Genomic DNA, 18,500 nt, shown 5'->3' with positions numbered 1-18,500 from the left:
GTTTTATGAGCGGGTGCGTTCTTTTCTCCCGCCCGGAAATCGGTCTAGGCTTGCTGCGAATGCGAAGGCGGCCCCTTCCGCCCCTTCCCGTAACCTTTTTGAGTTTCAGGATGACCATGACCGACAGCTCCGCCGGCGCGACGCCGATCTGGACCCCCTCGCCCGACGCCGTGGCGGCAAGCAATCTGCGCGCCTTCATGGACCGGCTCGGCGAGCGCCACGCCGTTCATCTGACCGGATATGACGAGCTGCATGACTGGTCGATCGAGAATATCGCGACCTTCTGGAACGAGATCTGGGACTTCGCGGGCGTCGTCGGCGAAAAGGGCGGGACGGTGCTGGAGCAGGGCGAGTTGATGCCCGGCGCGCGCTTCTTTCCCGATGCGCGGCTGAATTTCGCCGAAAACCTGCTGCGGCGGGCGGGCGGCGAGCCCGCCATCCTCTTCAACAATGAAGGCGTCACGCGCGCCCCTCTTTCATGGGACGAACTGCGTGCCGATGTCGCCCGCTTCGCCGCCGTGCTGAAAGGCTGGGGCGTGGAACCGGGCGACCGCGTGGCCGCCTTCATGCCCAACTGTCCGGAAACCATTATCGCCATGCTGGCGACCGCCTCCCTCGGCGCGGTCTTCTCCTCCTGCTCGCCCGATTTCGGCGTGAAGGGCGTGCTGGACCGGTTCGGCCAGATCGAGCCCAAAGTGCTGGTGGCCTGCAATGGCTACCGCTATGCCGGCAAGGAACTGCCGAGCGGCGACAAGCTGAAAGAGATCGTGGCCGGGCTTCCCACGCTCGAACATGCCGTCATCGTGCCCTTCCTCGGCGACGGGATGCCCGATGTCCCCAGGGCGGAAAACTGGTCCGAGCTGTTGAAAGGAGCGGGCGATCCGGCGCTTTCCTTCACGCGCCTGCCTTTCGGTCATCCCCTCTACATCATGTTTTCCAGCGGCACGACGGGCGTGCCCAAATGCATCGTCCATTCGGCGGGTGGCACGCTGCTTCAGCATCTGAAGGAGCACAAGCTCCATTGCGATCTGAAGCCCGGCGAGCGGCTCTTCTACTTCACCACCTGCGGCTGGATGATGTGGAACTGGCTCGTCTCCGGCCTCGCGGCGGAAGCGACGCTCTGCCTCTTCGACGGCTCGCCCTTCGCGCCCGACGAGCGCGTCCTCTTCGACTATATCGACGCGGAAAAGATCGACGTCTTCGGCACCTCGGCCAAATTCATCGATGCGGTGAAGAAATCGGGTCTGAAGCCGCGCGAGACGCACGACCTGTCGTCGCTGCGCATGATCCTCTCCACCGGCTCGCCGCTGGTGCCGGAGAGCTTCGATTTCGTCTATCGCGACATCAAGCAGGATGTGGCGCTCTGCTCCATCTCCGGCGGCACCGACATCGTCTCCTGCTTCGTGCTGGGCTCGCCCATCCTTCCCGTCTGGCGCGGCGAGATCCAGTGCAAGGGCCTCGGCATGGCCGTCGATGTCTGGGACGAGGACGGAAAACCGCTCGAGCCCGGGCAGGGCGAGGCGAGCAAGGGCGAACTCGTCTGCGTGAAGCCGTTCCCCTCCATGCCCGTCGGCTTCTGGAACGATCCCGATGGCGAGAAATACGCCGGTGCCTATTTCGGGCGCTTTCCCGGCGTCTGGTGCCATGGCGACTTCGCGGAAATCACCGCGCATGGCGGCCTCGTCATCCATGGCCGGTCCGATGCGACGCTGAACCCCGGCGGCGTGCGCATCGGCACGGCGGAAATCTATGCGCAGGTGGAGCGCCTGCCGGAAGTGACGGAGGCCATCGCCATCGGTCAGGAATGGGATGGCGATGTGCGCGTGGTGCTGTTCGTGACCCTTGCCGACGGCGTTACGCTCGACGAGGCGCTGGAAAAGAAGATCCGCACCCGCATCCGCGAAGGCGCCAGCCCGCGCCATGTCCCCGCCCGCATCGTGCAGGTGAAGGACATTCCGCGCACCAAATCCGGCAAGATCACCGAACTCGCCGTGCGCGACGTGGTGCATGGCCGCGCGATCAAGAACAAGGAAGCGCTGGCAAACCCCGAAGCGCTGGACCTCTACAAGGATTTGCCGCAGTTGCAGCAGTAGAGAGTGATTTCCCGACTACTTGTCACGTCACCCGGGCCTTGAGCCGGGGTCCATTCTGCCTTTGCGGGAAGCCGGACGGTCATATGGATTCCGGGTCAGGCCCGGAATGACGAGTGCGGATGGCGTTCGCGCCTCATCCTGAGGAGGACCATAGGTCCGTCTCGAAGGACGAGGCCAATCCCCGGGACCCACTCGCATTTCGTATTTGCCGATGCGCTAATGGATCCCGGCAACAAGTGCCGGGATGACATGGTCGTATTCCATATGCGTCATGGCCCGGCTTGTCCGGGCCATCCACGTCTTCCCTCACGCCGCGCGCTTCACCTCGATCTCGCCGGCCTCCGGCACCGGCTTGCCTTCGAGCCAGGCCGCGATCATGGCGTTGACCTTTTCCGGCGCCTCCTGCTGCACCCAGTGCGAGACCTCCGGAAGGTAGCGCAGCGTGAAATCCGTCACCAGCTTGTCGGTCCCGTAGGTCAGCTCCTTGCCGAGCGCGGTATCCGCCTCGCCCCAGATCATCAGCGTAGGGACGTCCACCTTGGGCGGGTCTTTCCATTCCGCGGGCGGGCTGCCGCCGAAATTGGCGCGGTAATAGTTCATCATCGCCGTCATCGCGCCGGGAATGAGCGCATTCCGCCGGTAATGTTCCAGCACGTCCTTCGGGAAACGGCTCTTGTCGATGGCCATGCCTGAAAAGGCCTCGCCGATGGCGCGCGCCCGGCCGGCAAGCGTCACCTTCTCCGGCAGCCAGGGAAGCTGGAAGAAGAGAATGTACCAGGACTTCTTCATCTGCTGCCATGTCCGCGCGCCCTTGATGAAGAGGGACGGGTGCGGAAGGTTCATCACGATGAAGCGTTCGAGCGGCCGCTTCTTCTGCAAAACGAACTGCCAGGCGATGGCGCCGCCCCAGTCATGCGCGACCAGCGTCACCGGCCCCGTCACGCCGCGCGCCCGCGCCGCGTCGATCAGCGCCGCCACATCGTCTGTCAGGTGGTCGAGCGTATAATTCTCCTTGCCGAGCGGGCGCGAGCTTTGCCCGTAGCCGCGCAGATTGGGCGCCCAGGCCGTATATCCATGCGCGGCGAAGACGGGAAGCTGGTGGCGCCAGCTGAACTTGCTTTCGGGAAAGCCATGCAGCAGCAGGGCGAGCTTTTCTCCCTTGCCGCACATATCGGTCTCGAAGTTGAGCCCGTTCGCCTCCACGAATGCCGTTTGAATCTCGTCGGTCATGTTCCTCTCCCGCCTCGGCTCGATTCCCTGAACAGAATTTAACATGGTTATCTGCGTCTTTCCCCCGGGGCAGTTCAAGGGCCGGGCGCTGACAAACCCGTCGCGATTGCGTAGAGTTTTGTCACCCAAGGGGTGGATTGCACAGAAGATCGGGGGAGAACATGGCCGCTCAGGTCCGGCATGAACATTGGTCGTCGCGTTTTGCGTTTCTCATGGCGGCGATCGGCAGCGCCGTCGGTCTCGGCAATATCTGGCGTTTTCCCTTCATCACCGGCGAGAATGGCGGCGGCGCCTTCATCCTCATCTATCTGGTGACCACGGCGCTGATCGCGCTGCCCATCCTGATCGCGGAGGTCATGCTGGGCCGCATGGGGCAGCAAAGCCCGATCAACGCCATGCGCGCCGTGGCGCAGAAGGCGGGCCGCAGCAAATTCTGGGTCGTCATCGGTATCGGCTCCACGCTCGGGGCCTTCGTGGTGCTCTCCTATTATTCGGTGATCGGCGGCTGGGCCATCCGCTATTTCTTCTATGCCGTCTCCGGCACCTTCACCGGCATGGACAACGATGCCTCGCTTGCATTGTTCCAGACCTTCACCGCCGATGCCGGTCAGGTCGTGCTCTGGCACACGTTTTTCATCGGCATCAATGTGGGCATCGTCATCTGGGGCCTGCATGCCGGCATCGAAAAGGCGGTGACGGTGCTGATGCCGCTGCTTTTCATCCTGCTGGTCGGCATGGCGATCTATTCCTCGACCACGCCCGGCTTCGAGAAGGCCGTGACCTTCCTCTTCCATTTCGACTTCGGCAAGGTGACGCCCCTCACCTTCCTGACCGCGATCGGGCAGGGCTTCTTCTCCGTCAGCGTGGCGCTGGGCGCGATGATGACCTATGGCGCCTATCTCGATAAGAGCGAGAACATCGCACGTTCGGGTATCATCATCGCAATCGCCGATACGATGGTCGCGATTCTCGCAGGGCTCGTCATCTTCCCGCTCGTCTTTTCCTACGGGCTGGAAGCCGGCTCCGGTCCCGGCCTCATCTTCGTCACGCTGCCCATCACGCTGGGCAAGCTCGGCACCGGCATCGAACTCGGCGCGGCCTTTTTCCTGCTTCTCATGGTCGCTGCCGTCACCTCCGCCATTTCGCTGCTGGAGCCGGTCGTCTCCTGGGCGGAGGAAAGTCTCGGCGTGAAGCGCAAGGTGTCGGCGGCGGCGATGGGCGCGGCGGCCTGGTTCGTCGGGCTCGGCAGCGCCTTCTCCTTCAATATCTGGTCGGATTTCCACCCGTTCTCGGGCATCGACATTTTCGCGGACAAGACCATCTTCGATGCGCTGGACCTCACATCGACCAGCCTCGTCATGCCGACGGTCGGCCTGCTCATCGCGCTCTTCGCGGGCTGGGCGCTGAGCGCGGAGGCCACGGCGGAGGCGCTGAATGCCGATCCGGATGCGGCCTGGTTCCGCTGGTGGCGCTTCCTCATCCGCTATATGGCGCCGCTGGGCGTCGTCTCGATTTTCGTGGCCAACGGGCTCGCCTGAGGGGGCGTCCCGCTAAATCGCGGGAAAAGCTGGGTAAAACCCCACAAGACCGCGCCGAAGGTCTTGTCATCCGCGCGTTGCGGAATTAAGTTCCCGGCCACTCGCGGAAAGCGGCGTCCCGTCCGGGGAAAGCCCGCCCGCGGACCTGTGCAGCCATAGCTCAGTTGGTTAGAGCGCTAGATTGTGGATCTAGAGGTCCCCCGTTCGAACCGGGGTGGCTGTACCATCTCCCCCCTTTTGAACATCCCGATAGTCGCCCCGCCGGAGAGACCGCTTTCGAGCGACATTTCCGAGCATTTGCCGGGAAATCCAGATTGTTACCCAGGTAACAGTTTTGCCTCGGCCGGCGGCTAGCATCTGCCCCCATAACGCCCCTTCGAGGGCATCAAGGGAGGCAGCAATGAGTTCTTTGGACGAAGCACGCCGTCTGGTCGCCAATGACGACCGCCGGGATTTCGAATTCGCCGAGCGCGGCTTCATCGCGACCCGCAAGGACCCGGTCATCCCCCGCGACAGCGCGGAAGGGAACGCCTACGACCTGTCGGCTTACGAATTTCTGGACGGCGACGCCGCCGACACGGTGAACCCCAGCCTTTGGCGCCACGCGAAGATCCTCACCAAACACGGCCTCTTCAAGGTGATGGACCGCATCTATCAGGTGCGCGGCTTCGACACCTCCACCGTCACCTTCATCGATGCGGGCGAGGGCTGGATCGTGGTGGACCCCCTCACCAGCATCGAGGCGGCCCGCGCGGCCTTCGAGCTCGTTACCGAACATCTGGGCGAAAAGCCCGTCCTCTCCGTCATCTACTCCCACAGCCATGCCGACCATTATGGCGGCGTGGGCGGCGTCACGACGCCGGAAGATGTCGCGGCGGGCAAGGTGTCGGTCATCGCCCCGCTCGGCTTCCTCGAGGAAGCGGTCTCGGAAAACATCATCGCCGGTCCCGCGATGCTGCGCCGCGCGCGCTACCAGTTCGGCCTCACGCTGGAGCACGGACCCTGCGGCGAGACGACCTGCGGCCTCGGCCCCCGCCCGTCGCTCGGCCAGATTTCGCTCATCGCGCCCACCGTCGACGTCACCCATACCGGGCAGGAGATCACCGTCGGCAACATCAAAATGGTCTTCCAGCTCACGCCGGGCACGGAAGCGCCTGCGGAGATGAACTTCTACCTGCCGGAATTCCGCGCCGTCTTCATGGCCGAGAACGCCAATCTCTGCATGCACAATCTTCTGCCCGCGCGCGGCGCGCTGGTGCGCGACTCGAAGGCATGGGCCGATTACCTCACCGAGTCGATCCGCCTCTTCGCGGTGAAGAGCGATGTCATGTTCGCCGCCCATGGCATTCCGCGTTTCGGCACGGAGGAGATCGTGGACTTCCTGATGAAGCACCGCGACGCCTACAAGTTCCTGCACGACCAGACGATCCGGCTGATGAATACCGGCCTCACGCCGACCGAAATCGCCGAAGTGCTGAAGCTGCCGGATGTGCTGGCGAAGCAATGGTATAATCGCGGCTATTACGGCACGGTCAGCCACAATTCCAAGGCCATCTATCAGCGCTATATCGGTTGGTATGACGGCAACCCCGCCAATCTCAACCCGCTGCCGCCGGAGCCCGCGGGCAAACGCTATGTCGAGGCGATGGGCGGCATGGACGCCGTCCTGAAGCTCGCGGCGGACGCGGAAGGAGAGGGCGAACTGCGCTGGGCGGCGACGCTGCTCAACCATGCCGTCTTCGCCGATGCCGAAAACGGGCAGGCGCGTGCGCAGCTCGCAAGCGTCTACACCAAACTCGGCTTTGAGGCCGAGGCGGGTACCTGGCGCAACATGTATCTCACCGGCGCGCAGGAACTGACGGACGGTGTGGCCGATCTCATGCCCGCCGCGCCGAACGCCGACGTGCTCATGGCGATGACGACGCCCATGCTGCTCGACATCGCGGCCGTCCGCACCAATCCGGACAAGGCCTCGGCGGCGAATTTCAGCATCAATATCGAGTTGACGGACCGCAAGGAGACTCACCTCGTCACCGTGGCGAACGGCGTCCTCATCCATGAGGCCGGTATCGAGGACAAGTCCGCGGGTGCGACGGTGAAGCTCGCCTGGATGGAGCTTGTGCTAACCCTGCTGGCGGGCATGCCCATCTCGCAATTCGCCGGCATCTCCATCGGGGGCGATGCCACGCTCTATGAAAAGCTCACCGGCATGGTCGAGGCCCCCGCGCCCAATTTCAATATTGTGACGCCCTGAGTGCCAAAATAAGCGCGGATGGGAGCTTGCCGGGTGCGATTTGCGTTGCATCCGGCGGCCCGGCGGTGCTTACCTTCGCCCCAACGGAAATTTGGGGAGGAAATTCATGACCTATACCGTCTATGGCGCGGCGCTTTCGCCTTTCGTGCGCAAGGTGCGCGTCTTCATGGCCGAAAAGGGGCTCGATTACACGCTGGAGCAGGTGAACATCTTCCCCGCGCCGGACTGGTTTGCCGAAATCTCGCCGCTGAAGCGCATTCCCGTGCTGCGCGACGAGAGCGACGGGCAGAACGTCACATTCCCCGACAGCTCCGTCATCTGCGCCTATCTGGAAAAGAAAGAGGGCGGTCCCTCCCTCTATCCGGCGGACCCGCGTGATTATGGCCGCGCGCTCTGGCTGGAGGAATATTGCGACAGCGAGATGGCCGCCACGGCGGGCATGGGCGTCTTCCGCCCCCTCGTGGTGAACAAGCTGATGGGCAAGGAGCCGGACCGCGAGACCGCGGACAAGACGGTTGCCGAAAAGCTGCCGCGCTTCTTCGACTATCTGGAAATGGAGCTGGCGGGTCGCGACTTTGCCGCCGGCGACGCCTTTTCCATTGCCGACATCTCCATCGCCACTCAGTTCTGCAATCTGGCCCATGCGGGCGTGGCGCCGGAGGCCGCCGCCTATCCCGAACTGACCCGCTATCTCGCGGGCATCAAGGGGCGGCCCTCCTTCGCGGCCTGCGTCGAGGAAGAGGGCGGCATCCTGAAAGCGCTCGGTTTTTAGGCAGAGACACCCTCAATTTGCACTCATGGCCCGGTGACGCACCCGTCGCCGGGCCATTTTGCGTCTGCCTTCTTCAAAATCCCGGGCAAAAACGGTATCAGAAGGCAAAACAAGTAAAACGGTTCCGCCCCCTGGGTAAAAAGGGGGGCTCCCAAGGGAGAGTAACGAAATGTCCGACAACGCTGCTGCCGCCCCCGGCTGGCCGGCCATGAGTATCGACGACGCCCACAAGCTGCTGACCGGCTCCGGCTCGCCGCTCGAAATGACGACGGTCGACATCGCCGGCGTGCCGACCCGCGTCTACAAGCAGACGCCCCCGAACCTCCGCTTCGTTTTCGATCAGGGCAAGCAATGGGGCGACCGCGAATTCATCGTCTATGAGGACGAGCGGCTGACCTATGCCGACCATTACCGCGCGGCGACCGCGCTGGGCCGCGCCTTCATGGAAAAATACGGCGTGAAGAAGGGCGACCGCGTCGCGCTCATCATGCGCAATTTCCCCGAATGGTCGCTGGTCTTCTGGGCCGCCACCGCCATCGGCGCCGTCATCGTGCCGATCAATGCCTGGGGCACCGGCCCGGAACTCGAATATGCGATTTCCGACAGCGGCTCAAAGGTCGTGGTCGTCGATCACGAACGGCTGGACCGCCTGCGCCCGCATGTGAAGAGCCTCAGCCTCGAAGGGCTGATCGCCACCCGCACCCCCGCCGACGAACTCGGCGTGGCCGAGGCGCTGGAAGACATCATCGGCAAGCCGGGCGACTATGCGAAGCTGCCCGACGAGACGCTGCCCGATCCGCAGATCGAGCCGGAGGACAATGCGACGATCTTCTACACCTCCGGCACTACCGGCAAGCCGAAGGGCGCGCTCGGCACCCATCGCAACATCTGCAACAATCTGCTCAACGCCGCCGCCGGTCAGGCGCGCTCCTTCCTGCGCCGGGGTGAAATGCCGCCCGCGCCCGACCCGAACGGGCCGCAGCGGGTCATGCTGCTCTCCGTGCCGCTCTTCCATGCCACGGGCTGCCATTCCATCCTGGTGCCGAACTATTTCTCCGGCGGCAAGCTCGTCATCATTCACAAATGGAACCCCGAACACGCGCTGGAGCTGATCGACCGCGAGCGCGTCACCACCTTCGGCGGTGTGCCCGCCATGGTCTGGCAGGTGCTGGAAAGCCCGATGTTCGACAAGTTCGACACCTCCTCGGTGGAGGCCATCGGCTATGGCGGCGCGCCCTCCGCGCCGGACCTGGTAAAGCGCATCAAGCAGCAGTTTCCCAAGGTCCATCCCTCCAACGGCTATGGCCTGACCGAAACCTCCTCCATCACCACGCAGAACCTCGCCGAGGACTATGTGGCGAAACCCGACAGCGCCGGCCCCGCCGTGCCGACCTGCGACCTGCGGGTGGTCGACGAGGACGGCAAGGACGTGCCCCCCGGCCAGGTGGGCGAGCTCTGGATCAAGGGCCCGAACATCGTGAAGGGCTACTGGAACAAGCCCGAAGCGACGGAAAAGTCCTTCGAGAACGGCTGGTTCAAATCCGGCGACCTCGTCCGCATGGATGAGGAAGGCTTCGTCTACATCCTCGACCGCGCCAAGGACATGCTGATCCGCGGCGGCGAGAACATCTACTGCGTCGAGGTCGAAGACGCGCTCTACGCTCATCCGGCTGTGATGGACGCCGCCGTCGTCGCCATTCCCCACAAGGTGCTGGGCGAGGAAGTCGGCGCCGTGGTGCAGGTCGCGCCCGGCAAGCAGGTGACGGAAGACGAGCTGCGCCAGCATGTCGGAAAGCTGCTCGCCGCCTTCAAGGTGCCCAAGAAGATCGAGCTGCGGCACGACCCGCTGCCGCGCAATCCCAACGGCAAGATCCTCAAGACGGAACTGCGCGAGGACATGAAGAAATACGCGGAGGGCGAGGGCTGAGCCCTCGCGATATCCACAAAAGGAAGGGCGGTCCCATGGGACCGCCCTTTTTCGTTCCTGCTCCGCTCATCGATTAGAGCGGCGGTCGCCGACCGCGTACGGCGCCGGCGATCAGGCTGATGACGAACAGCGCCAGGAAGATGAAGAAGATGATCTTCGCGATCGAGGCCGAGGCGGCGGCGATGCCGCCAAAACCGAACACGGCGGCGATGATCGCAACGACCAGAAACGTCAGTGCCCATCCAAGCATGTCATGTCCTTTCATTGGCTCGTGGAGTTACTGAAGGAAGAATGCGCTGGGCTTCAAGCGCAGCCTTTACTGATTGCCGGTGGCGTCTTCCATGCCGTCATGCATGTCGTCCATGGCATTGTCCATGCTCTCGCCGGCTTCTTCCATGGTGTCGTTGCTGTCATTGATCGCGTTGTCGACCTTCTCGCCCGCCTGTTCGGCCGGGCCGTCATCGTCGCATGCCGCCAGAAGGGGCGCGGCGATGATTAGGGAAGCCGCGATCAGCGCACTGCGAATGACCATGTCTGTCTCCTGCGTTTGTTTCAATCGATCCGTATGGGGAGTTATTTCCCGATCCGGATATGAAAAGCCTAACGGTCTGACGCGCACGGGCAAGGAGAAAGCGGCGGGATCAACAAATGACCCCATCCGGGCCGCAGGCGTGGCTGCAATGTGTTGCGATTATGGCAAGTGAGGTCAATCCGCCGACATCAGCGCGGCCTGGTCCTCTTTCGCGCGCCGGAAAAGGGACGGCATCACATTGATGAAGGAGAACAGCACCGCGCTGGCATAGGGAACGGACTGCACCAGCAGCACGGCGAGCCACAGCCTCGAATGGCTGTCCGCGAAATGCGGGTTGAAAAAGAGCGCCGCCGTCAGGCCCCAGAGAAGCGCGAGAATGATCGCTTCTTCCCGCACCTGAATGAAGGCGGCCGCGAGCGCGGGCTTGTCCTCGCATTTCGGCGTGCGGATGAACGGTTTGCTGGTCGTGATCATGCCGTTCAGCATCGCCTTGGCGACCGTGTGGGTCAGCGCAAGGGCCGCCACGCCGGCGCCGACGCTTTCGATGAAGCTGCAATCGCGCACGCGCACGGCATAGAGCCAGAGCGAGCGGATGAACTTGAACGCGAAGCTGCCGATGGTCGGAATGAGGAAGGCCGCCACGGGCAGCACCACGGATGCCGGGTTGTAGAGCGCCCAGGCCGACAGCACGATCGCCGCCAGCGTGAACATCAGCGCCAGCCCGTCCGCGAACCAGGGCAGCCAGCCCGCGAGGAAATAATAGCGCTGCGCGGGCGTAAGCCCGCCCTTGCGCGACCAGGGCGCCAGCGCGTCCCAGTGATGTTTCACGATCTGCACCGCGCCATAGGCCCAGCGGAAGCGCTGCGAGATATAGCCCGCCAGCGTGTCCGGCGTGAGGCCCTTGCCGAAGGAATGGTTCACGTAAACGCTGTCATAGCCGTGCCGGTAGAGCTTGATGCCGAGTTCGGCGTCCTCGCAGATGCACCATTCCGCCCAGCCGCCGACTTTCTTCAGCGCGTCCTTGCGCACCAGCGTCATCGTGCCGTGCTGAATGACCGCGTTGAAATTGTTCCGCTGCACCATGCCGATATGGAAGAAGCCCGCATATTCCCAATAGGACATATCCTTGAACACGCTTTCATGCGCGTCGCGATAGTCCTGCGGCGCCTGCACGAAGCCCACATCGTGCTTGTCGAAATAGGGCACCATGCGCTTCAGCCAATCCGGCGACACCTGATAGTCGCTGTCGATGACGGCGATGATGTCGGCGTCCGGCGCGGTCTTTTCCAGACCGAAATTCAGCGCCCCTGCCTTGAAGCCCGGCCAGTTTTCCAGATGGAAGAAACGGAATTTCGGGCCGAGCTTCTGGCAATGCTCCCAGACGGGCTGCCAGATATCCGGGTCCGTCGTGTTGTTGTCGAGCACGAGAACTTCATAGTTCTCGTAGTTCAGCCGCGACAGGGCGTCCAGCGTCTCGCGCACCATCTCCGGCGGCTCGTTGTGGATCGGCACATGAATCGAGACCTTGTGCGAAGGCGTCGGATGCGACGGCTCGAAAGGCTCGAAATGCCGCTCGCCGCGCCGCGTCCAGATGACTTCCACGAACTCGATCGCTTCGGCCATCAGCACGATGAGCAGCAGCCCTTGCGCAAAGAACAGGAAACTCCAGACAATGGCGCCCGCCCAAGTGAAATAGAGCCCGGCCACCGACAGCCCGGCCCAGGCGACGGCCGATCCGGCGATCTGCGTCAGCAGGGCGAAGGTGATGATGCCCGCCACGCGGACATGGCGCTGGCGCAGGATGAAGAGCATGGCCGGCACGAGCGACAGGCCCGCCGCGATGGCGGCCCAGACGCGCCAGCCCGGCTGTTCGGAAATGCTGCCCGCCATGGGAAATTTCGGCGCGCGCTCAGCGTTGAAGATGCCCCAATAGGAGCCCGCCGCGCCTTCGTCGGCGCCTTTCCAGGGCTGGTCGAACGCCTCGATCACGTAATAGGTGAGGTCGTGGTCCTTGGCCCGGTTCAGGAAGGCGCGCAGGAAGCGGGCCTGATTGACGATGGAGGGCGTCGCCTCGCCGCCCCTTTCGGCCTCGGGCATACCGGGATAGGCCACGCGCGGCAGCACCTTGCCGCGGCTCGGCCAGCCCACTTCGGTAATGACGATCTGCTTGTCGGGGAAAGCTTCATGCAGGTCGTCCAGCCGGTCGAACACGTAATCGACCGCCTGGTCGATGGGGACGCCTTCCCAATAGGGCAGGATATGAACCGCGATGTAATCCACATGCTTGGCGAGTTCGGGATGTTCGAGCCAGACATGCCAGGGCTCGGCGGTGGAAACCGGCTTCCATATCTTGCTGTTGGCGATTTTCAGATAGCGGATCATCTCCTCCACCGTCACGTCGCCGCGCAGCAGCGCCTCGTTCCCCACCACGACGCGGACCACATTGCGCCTCAGCGCCAGTTCCGTCGCCCGCTCGATCTGCTTGAGGTTCGATTCGTCGTCCGTGCCGATCCACGCGCCGAGCGCGACGGAGATGCCGTATTTGCCGGCGATGTCGGGAATTTGGTCCTGTCCCTGCGCCACCGAATAGGTACGGATCGCCTGCACCGTGTTGGACAGGACTTTCATGTCCTTGTCGATCTCCGGCGCCGTCGCCTGCACGTCCTTGGTCGGCTCGCGATTGTCGTGGAACGGGCTGTAGGAGAGCCCGACGATTTCCCCGGTCCAGGATTCGGCCTGATAGGGCTGGTTGAGCGCCGCCCATACGGCGAGATTGGCGACGATGACCAGCGGCAGAACCAGAAACACGAAAGCCGTCTGCCTGACGAAAACGGATTGACGCCAACTGCGCGGATTCGTTTCGGAAGGATCTTTCGCCATGTACACCCGACCCGGAAAACAAAAGGAAAGCAAGCAGGGAGGGCCCCCCGCCTCCGGCGCCCGCGCCGGATAAGGCAAGGGAGCAGCGTACTGGACGCTACTCCCTGTCGCTTGTTTGTATCCAGCCTTCCGGTGGCGGAATTATGGCATGGAAATGGCTATTGAAGGATGTCCGGAAAGAGGGCGCGCGCCTCCTTCCGGGCATGTCGTCAGTCCGCGGCGCGGGTCATGGAAACGCCTGCCGGCAGGCCTTGCGCGCCGCGCACCATCCGGCCGTTGAGGACGCCGGTCGGCTCGCCTTCGCGGAAAGCGATCTGGCCGGAAACGATGCTCGCCGTATAGCCGTCCGCCCGCTGAATGAGCCGTTTGCCGCCCGCGGGCAGGTCATGCACGATTTCGGGCGAGTGAAGCGTCAGGCCGTCGAAATCGATGACGTTCACATCCGCCTTGAGGCCCGGCAGCAGCGCCCCGCGGTCGTGAAGGCCGACCACTTCGGCATTGTTCCGCGTCTGCTTGGCGATCAGCCATTCCAGCGGCAGCTTCGGTCCGCGCGTCCGGTCCCGTCCCCAATGGGTCAGGATGGTGGAAGGAAAGCTCGCATCGCAGAGAATGCCGCAATGCGCGCCGCCGTCGCCCAGCCCGAAGGCGCTGTTGGGATGCGTCATCATCTTGTAGACGTCGTCCAGGCTCCCGCAGTGATAGTTCATCAGCGGGAAATACATCAGCGCATGGCCGCCCTTTTCCAGCATCCAGTCGAGCAGCACCTCGCGCGGCTCCTTGCCTTCGCGGGCCGCCACCGCCGCGGCGCTGTCCTCGGGCGCGGGTTCGTAATTGGCCGGATCGCCGAGCCGGAACATCTTGTGGTAATCCGTGCACAGCATGGTCACGATCTCGCCTACCGGATATTCCGGCGTTTCGGCCAGCAGCTTCTGGCGGAACTCGTGATCGTTCAGCGCCTTCACCTGTTCGTTCACCGGCGCCCCCCAGATCTGGCGGAAGGTCTGGTGCATGATGAAGGGGTTGAGCGAGGAGGTGAGCCCCAGCAGCACGCCGGTCGGGCGGGGCGGCACCTGGCCGCGCATGGTCACGCCCTCCGCATTGGCCGCTGAAATCAGCTCCAGCACGCGCTCCCAGCGATGCGGCCAGCGGTCGTCCTGCTCGATGGTGAGCGACAGCGGACGGCCGGAGACTTCCGACATGCCGCGGATCATCGCGAATTCCCGGTCGACATCCTCGAAATCGGCGATGAGCTGCAACACGCCCTTGCCCGTCGCGCCGATGGCGCGGGCGATGCCGTGAAGTTCGTCCTCCTCGGCTTTCAGCGTCGGCGTGTTGGCGCCGTTGCGGTCCTTGTGTTTCACGGTGCGCGAGGTGGAAAAGCCGAGCGCGCCCGCCTCGATGGCGTCGGCGGCGAGTTTGGCCATCGCCTCGATGTCGTCGGGCATGGCGGGTTCGAGCCGCGCCGCCCGCTCGCCCATCACATAGGCGCGCAGCGCCGCATGCGGCACCTGCAGGCCCACATCGAGCGCCAGCGGCGAGGCTTCCACGGCATCCATGTAGTCGGGAAAGCTCTCCCAGTTCCACTTGATGCCTTCGACAAGCGCTGTACCCGGAATATCTTCCACGCCTTCCATCAGGCCGATCAGCCAGTCATGCCGCTCCGCCTTGCAGGGCGCGAAGCCCACGCCGCAATTGCCGAGCACGGCGGTGGTCACGCCGTGAAAGGTGGAGGGCTGGAGATAGGGGTCCCAGGTGACCTGGCCGTCATAATGGGTGTGAATGTCCACAAAGCCCGGCGTGACGATCTTGCCGCGCGCGTCGACTTCCTCGCGCCCGCTATTGCTCACCGTACCGACTTCGGTGATGACGCCATTGTCGATGGCGACGTCGCCCTCGAAGGGCTTGCCGCCCAGCCCGTCATAGACGGTGCCATTCCTGATCACGAGATCGTGCATGGCCTCTTTCCTCCCAAAAAGAATGTTCTTGTTGGGAGGAAGTGTAGCGGAAACGGGCCCCAAAAGAAAAAGGGGAGGGAAAAGGGGACGGGAAAACCTCAGCTTGTCTGCTGTTTCCCGCGCTCCTGGATGCCCTTGCGGCGCTCGGCGATGGCGTCCGCGCCGACCGACTTGTTGGCGGCGGAGGAGACTTTCCGCTCCGTCTTCAGCGCGTCGGCGAAGGGTTCGCCGAAGCCCTGGTCGATCAACGCCTTGTAGCCCGACAGGCATTCCGGCACGACGGAGAGCATGTCCGAGGCCAATTGCTTGCAAACTGGCAGCAATTCTTCCGGCGCCACGACGCGGTTGATGAGCCCCCATTCATCGGCCTGTTCGGCGGAGAGGAAATTGCCGGTGAGAGAGAGTTCCTTCGCGCGGTAGATGCCGATGGCGCGCGACAGCTTCTGGCTGAGGCCCCAGCCCGGCAGGATGCCGACGCGGGCATGGGTGTCGGCAAAGCGCGCATTGCTGGAGCAGACCAGCACGTCGCAGGCCAGTGCCAGCTCGAAGCCGCCGGTGATCGCCACGCCGTTGATGGCGCCGATCACGGGGCCGGAGAACTTGCCGATGGAGGTCACCGGGTCCTTGTCGTTGACGGTCGCGTTGACGCCGCCTTCTCCGCCTTCGCCGCCCAGTTCCTTGAGGTCGAGGCCCGCGCAGAACGCCTTGCCCGCGCCGGTCAGGATGGCGACCCGGACCTCCGGGTCCGCTTCCAGCTTCTCGAAGGTCTCGGCGATGGCCTCGCGCAGCTCCCGCGACAGCGCGTTCATCGCATTGGGGCGGTTCAGCGTGACGATGGCGGTTTCGCCTTCCTTCTCGACGAGAATGACGGGCTCGGACATGGGGTTCTCCCTCGAATGTGTTTCTGGTTCCCGCCTGTGTAGCAGCGCGCTATCGGACGGGCAACGAAGCTAGCCCAATATGCCGGCGAGCCCGACGCCGATGAAATTCGCCACCGCATAGCCGAGTACGCCCAGCATCACGCCGGGCATGACGAGCTGCCGCCAGCGCCGTCCCGCCGCCATGGCCGCCGCGGTCGCTGGACCCAGCGTCACCGCGTTGGAAATCACCAGCATTTCCGCCAGGTCGATCCGCAGGAGCTTTGCGCCCGCCAGCACGATGGCGAGATGCACGCCCGCCATGACGACCACGAAGGCGAAGATGGGCAGCGCCGTCTCGATCATCAGCATCACATCGGCGCCCGACCCGATAATGCCGAAAAAGAGATACATGAAGAACATGCCGAGATCGAAGCCGCCTTCCAGCCTGTGCATCGGCCCGGAAAAGAGATTGGCGACGAGGAGCGCATTGATGGTGACGAAGAGCACGCCATATTGCGCGATGCCCAGAAGCGCCGCCGTCTGGAAGCCGACGAAACAGCAGGCCGCGGCGATGAAGAGCTGTATGGAAAGCGCACCCATGTCGAGTTCGGGCCGCTTCGTTTCCTCCTCATGCTCTTCCTCATACTCTTCCGCCTCGATGATCTTGGAGGGGATGCGCCGCACCAGCCAGTGCCAGCCCGGCAGGACGAGCAGCAGTGTGATGAAGAGCGTGGCCACCACATTGTCGGCGGCGGCGGAGGCCGCCGTCAGCGCGCCGTTCTGCGAAAGGCCGGTGGCCTGCGAGACGGCGGCGAAATTCATCGAGCCGCCGATCCAGCTTGCGCCCAGCGATGCGGCGACGAGATTACCCTGCGGTCCCATATCGATGAGCGCAAAGCCTGCGAAGACGCCCGCCACCGTCGCCAGCACGCAGATCGCGAAGGCGATGGTGAGATGTCCCGCTTCCGGCAGAATGCGTTTGAGGTCGGCCCGAAAGAGCAGCAGCGGGATCGCCATCGGCACCACGATGCCCCACACCGCGTCGTGAACCGGCGAGCCGAACGGCACGATGCGCAGATTGGAAAGCGCCATGCCGGCCAGGATCGTCAGGATGACGCCCGAGATCCATTGCCCGAGCCGCGTCTTCTCCGCCCAGAAGCCGAAAGCGGCAAGCCCCAGAAAGACGAAAAGCAGGCCGAATGTGTTGTCGGCTGAAATAAGCGGCAATGACATGACGATCCCCCGGTAAGCACTCCGCTACCTGACTAGCACCATCGGGGCGCGGCGTCATGTGCGCGGGGGGTGCGCGTTTCCTTCAGAGGCCGAATGTCACCGAAAGCGAGCCGAACTGGTCCGCCTTGCGCTGGCCGTAGAATTCCTTCGTGCGATAGACATTGGTCAGGCTGATCCGGACGCCCTGAAACACCGCCACCGCCCCCACCTTGAGGTCGGCCACCACCGGCTTCTTGTCCACGCTCAGGCTGTCCTGGAAGCTGTTGCCGTCGAGAAAGATATTGTGGCCGACGGCGCGCACATTGCCGCCTGCGAAGAGATACCAGTCGAAAATGCCGGGTGCGCTGCTCTCGAACCAGTCCGATCCGCCGTCATTGGGATAGATGCCCGTCGGGCCGAAATCGTCGGGCAGCGTCGGCCCGATGCGGAAGGTCGCCCCGGCGCCGGCATAGGTGCTGACATTGCCGAGCGCCAGCGTGCCATAGGGGATGAGGTCCGTCGCAAAGCCGATCACGCGCGGCGTGGAAAGCAGCGGCGAACGCCAGGCGCGCTCGAAGGTCAGGTTCACGCCGGGTTCGTTCTTGAGCTGGTTGCCCCAGCCATTGATATGGCGGAAGCCGAACGCCCTGTGCCAGCCGTTTTGTACCGCCTCGCCGAACGCGGCCGGGCCGACCACGCCGAGGTCGAGCTGCCAGCGATCCTGGAACGCCTCATGGCGGTCGTTCTTCATGGTTCGCTCGCTCTGCAGCAGGAAGGTCAGGTGCAGCCAGCCCGCATAGGGCCGGTCATTGGGCACGGGCAGCGCCGTTTCGGTGTCTTCCGGCGTGAAGATTGCCTGGCTGAGCCCGATCCCGACGCGGTGGCGCGTCTTTTCGGTATCCACTTCCCCATGGATGACCGGCGGCGCGGAAACGCCTTTCAGCCAGTTCGGCAGGTCGCGGCGCGGCGCCGACAGCCAGGAAGCCCGAACGCCGTTCGTATAGTGCCTGTCGCTGCCGATGAAGAGATAGAAATCATTGTCCGACTGAAAGGAAACGAACCCGTTGTCTTCGGCGGCGCGGGCCGGAAGAGCCTGTGCGCCGGCCAGGGCGGCAAGGACAAGGCTGGCGAGAACGGAAAGGCGCATCGAACGCTCCGGTTACAATTACGGACAAGGGTTACGCAAAACGGCTTGACCTAACGGCAAGGCCGCCTGTCCAATACCCTCAAGCAAAACCAAAACCAAG

The 18,500-nt window shown here is 63.7% G+C and carries 13 protein-coding genes and 1 tRNA gene; 6 read left to right on the top strand and 8 right to left on the bottom strand.

The annotated features are described in order from the left end of the window. Window positions 1-116: 116 nt before the first annotated feature. Window positions 117-2,093 (top strand): acetoacetate--CoA ligase, encoded by a 1,977-nt coding sequence (locus tag FHS78_RS10745; protein ID WP_425500297.1) that lies wholly within the window; start codon window positions 117-119, stop codon window positions 2,091-2,093. A 306-nt stretch (window positions 2,094-2,399) separates the two neighbouring features. Here the strand turns inward: FHS78_RS10745 and FHS78_RS10740 are convergent, their stop codons facing one another. Beyond that, window positions 2,400-3,323 carry an alpha/beta fold hydrolase gene (locus tag FHS78_RS10740; protein ID WP_167094043.1) on the bottom strand — a complete coding sequence of 308 codons (924 nt, stop codon included), beginning with the start codon at window positions 3,321-3,323 and terminating at the stop codon, window positions 2,400-2,402. Window positions 3,324-3,484: 161 nt separating this feature from the next. On the opposite strand from FHS78_RS10740, the gene FHS78_RS10735 reads away from it, so the two are divergent. From FHS78_RS10735 to FHS78_RS10715, 5 genes are all read left to right on the top strand, one after another. Next, complete coding sequence (locus FHS78_RS10735) at window positions 3,485-4,861, top strand: sodium-dependent transporter (RefSeq protein WP_167094041.1); 1,377 nt, start codon at window positions 3,485-3,487, stop codon at window positions 4,859-4,861. A 149-nt stretch (window positions 4,862-5,010) separates the two neighbouring features. Further along, a tRNA-His gene (locus FHS78_RS10730) sits at window positions 5,011-5,087 on the top strand. Window positions 5,088-5,261: 174 nt separating this feature from the next. Next, window positions 5,262-7,115: an alkyl/aryl-sulfatase gene (locus tag FHS78_RS10725; RefSeq protein WP_167094039.1), complete on the top strand. Its 1,854-nt coding sequence runs from the start codon at window positions 5,262-5,264 to the stop codon at window positions 7,113-7,115. 106 nt (window positions 7,116-7,221) lie between these two features. Then, window positions 7,222-7,887, top strand: coding sequence for a glutathione S-transferase family protein (locus FHS78_RS10720; RefSeq protein WP_167094037.1), 666 nt, complete (start codon window positions 7,222-7,224; stop codon window positions 7,885-7,887). 169 nt (window positions 7,888-8,056) lie between these two features. Next, complete coding sequence (locus FHS78_RS10715) at window positions 8,057-9,814, top strand: class I adenylate-forming enzyme family protein (protein WP_167094035.1); 1,758 nt, start codon at window positions 8,057-8,059, stop codon at window positions 9,812-9,814. A 73-nt stretch (window positions 9,815-9,887) separates the two neighbouring features. Here the strand turns inward: FHS78_RS10715 and FHS78_RS10710 are convergent, their stop codons facing one another. The 7 genes from FHS78_RS10710 to FHS78_RS10680 form a co-directional block, all read right to left on the bottom strand. Beyond that, the gene (locus tag FHS78_RS10710; protein WP_167094033.1) at window positions 9,888-10,064 is read right to left on the bottom strand and encodes a DUF1328 domain-containing protein; all 177 of its coding nucleotides are present in this window, start codon (window positions 10,062-10,064) and stop codon (window positions 9,888-9,890) included. Window positions 10,065-10,130: 66 nt separating this feature from the next. After that, a complete protein-coding gene (locus FHS78_RS10705; RefSeq protein ID WP_167094031.1) occupies window positions 10,131-10,346 on the bottom strand; it encodes a hypothetical protein in 216 nt (71 codons plus the stop codon). A gap of 174 nt (window positions 10,347-10,520) precedes the next feature. Further along, a complete protein-coding gene (locus tag FHS78_RS10700) occupies window positions 10,521-13,226 on the bottom strand; it encodes a glycosyltransferase (protein ID WP_167094028.1) in 2,706 nt (901 codons plus the stop codon). Between the two features lie 209 nt (window positions 13,227-13,435). Next, on the bottom strand, window positions 13,436-15,181 hold the full coding sequence (locus FHS78_RS10695) for an N-acyl-D-amino-acid deacylase family protein (protein ID WP_167094026.1): 1,746 nt from the start codon (window positions 15,179-15,181) through the stop codon (window positions 13,436-13,438). A 98-nt stretch (window positions 15,182-15,279) separates the two neighbouring features. After that, window positions 15,280-16,062 carry an enoyl-CoA hydratase gene (locus tag FHS78_RS10690; RefSeq protein WP_167094024.1) on the bottom strand — a complete coding sequence of 261 codons (783 nt, stop codon included), beginning with the start codon at window positions 16,060-16,062 and terminating at the stop codon, window positions 15,280-15,282. 69 nt (window positions 16,063-16,131) lie between these two features. After that, window positions 16,132-17,274, bottom strand: coding sequence for a DUF819 family protein (locus FHS78_RS10685; protein ID WP_167094022.1), 1,143 nt, complete (start codon window positions 17,272-17,274; stop codon window positions 16,132-16,134). Between the two features lie 82 nt (window positions 17,275-17,356). Then, window positions 17,357-18,400 (bottom strand): lipid A deacylase LpxR family protein, encoded by a 1,044-nt coding sequence (locus tag FHS78_RS10680; RefSeq protein ID WP_167094020.1) that lies wholly within the window; start codon window positions 18,398-18,400, stop codon window positions 17,357-17,359. Window positions 18,401-18,500 lie beyond the last annotated feature (100 nt).

Source organism: Parvibaculum indicum (genome assembly GCF_011762095.1).
GTDB lineage: Bacteria > Pseudomonadota > Alphaproteobacteria > Parvibaculales > Parvibaculaceae > Parvibaculum > Parvibaculum indicum.
The sequence above is the reverse complement of the archived record's forward strand: the minus strand, read 5'-3'. Positions and strand labels throughout refer to the sequence as shown.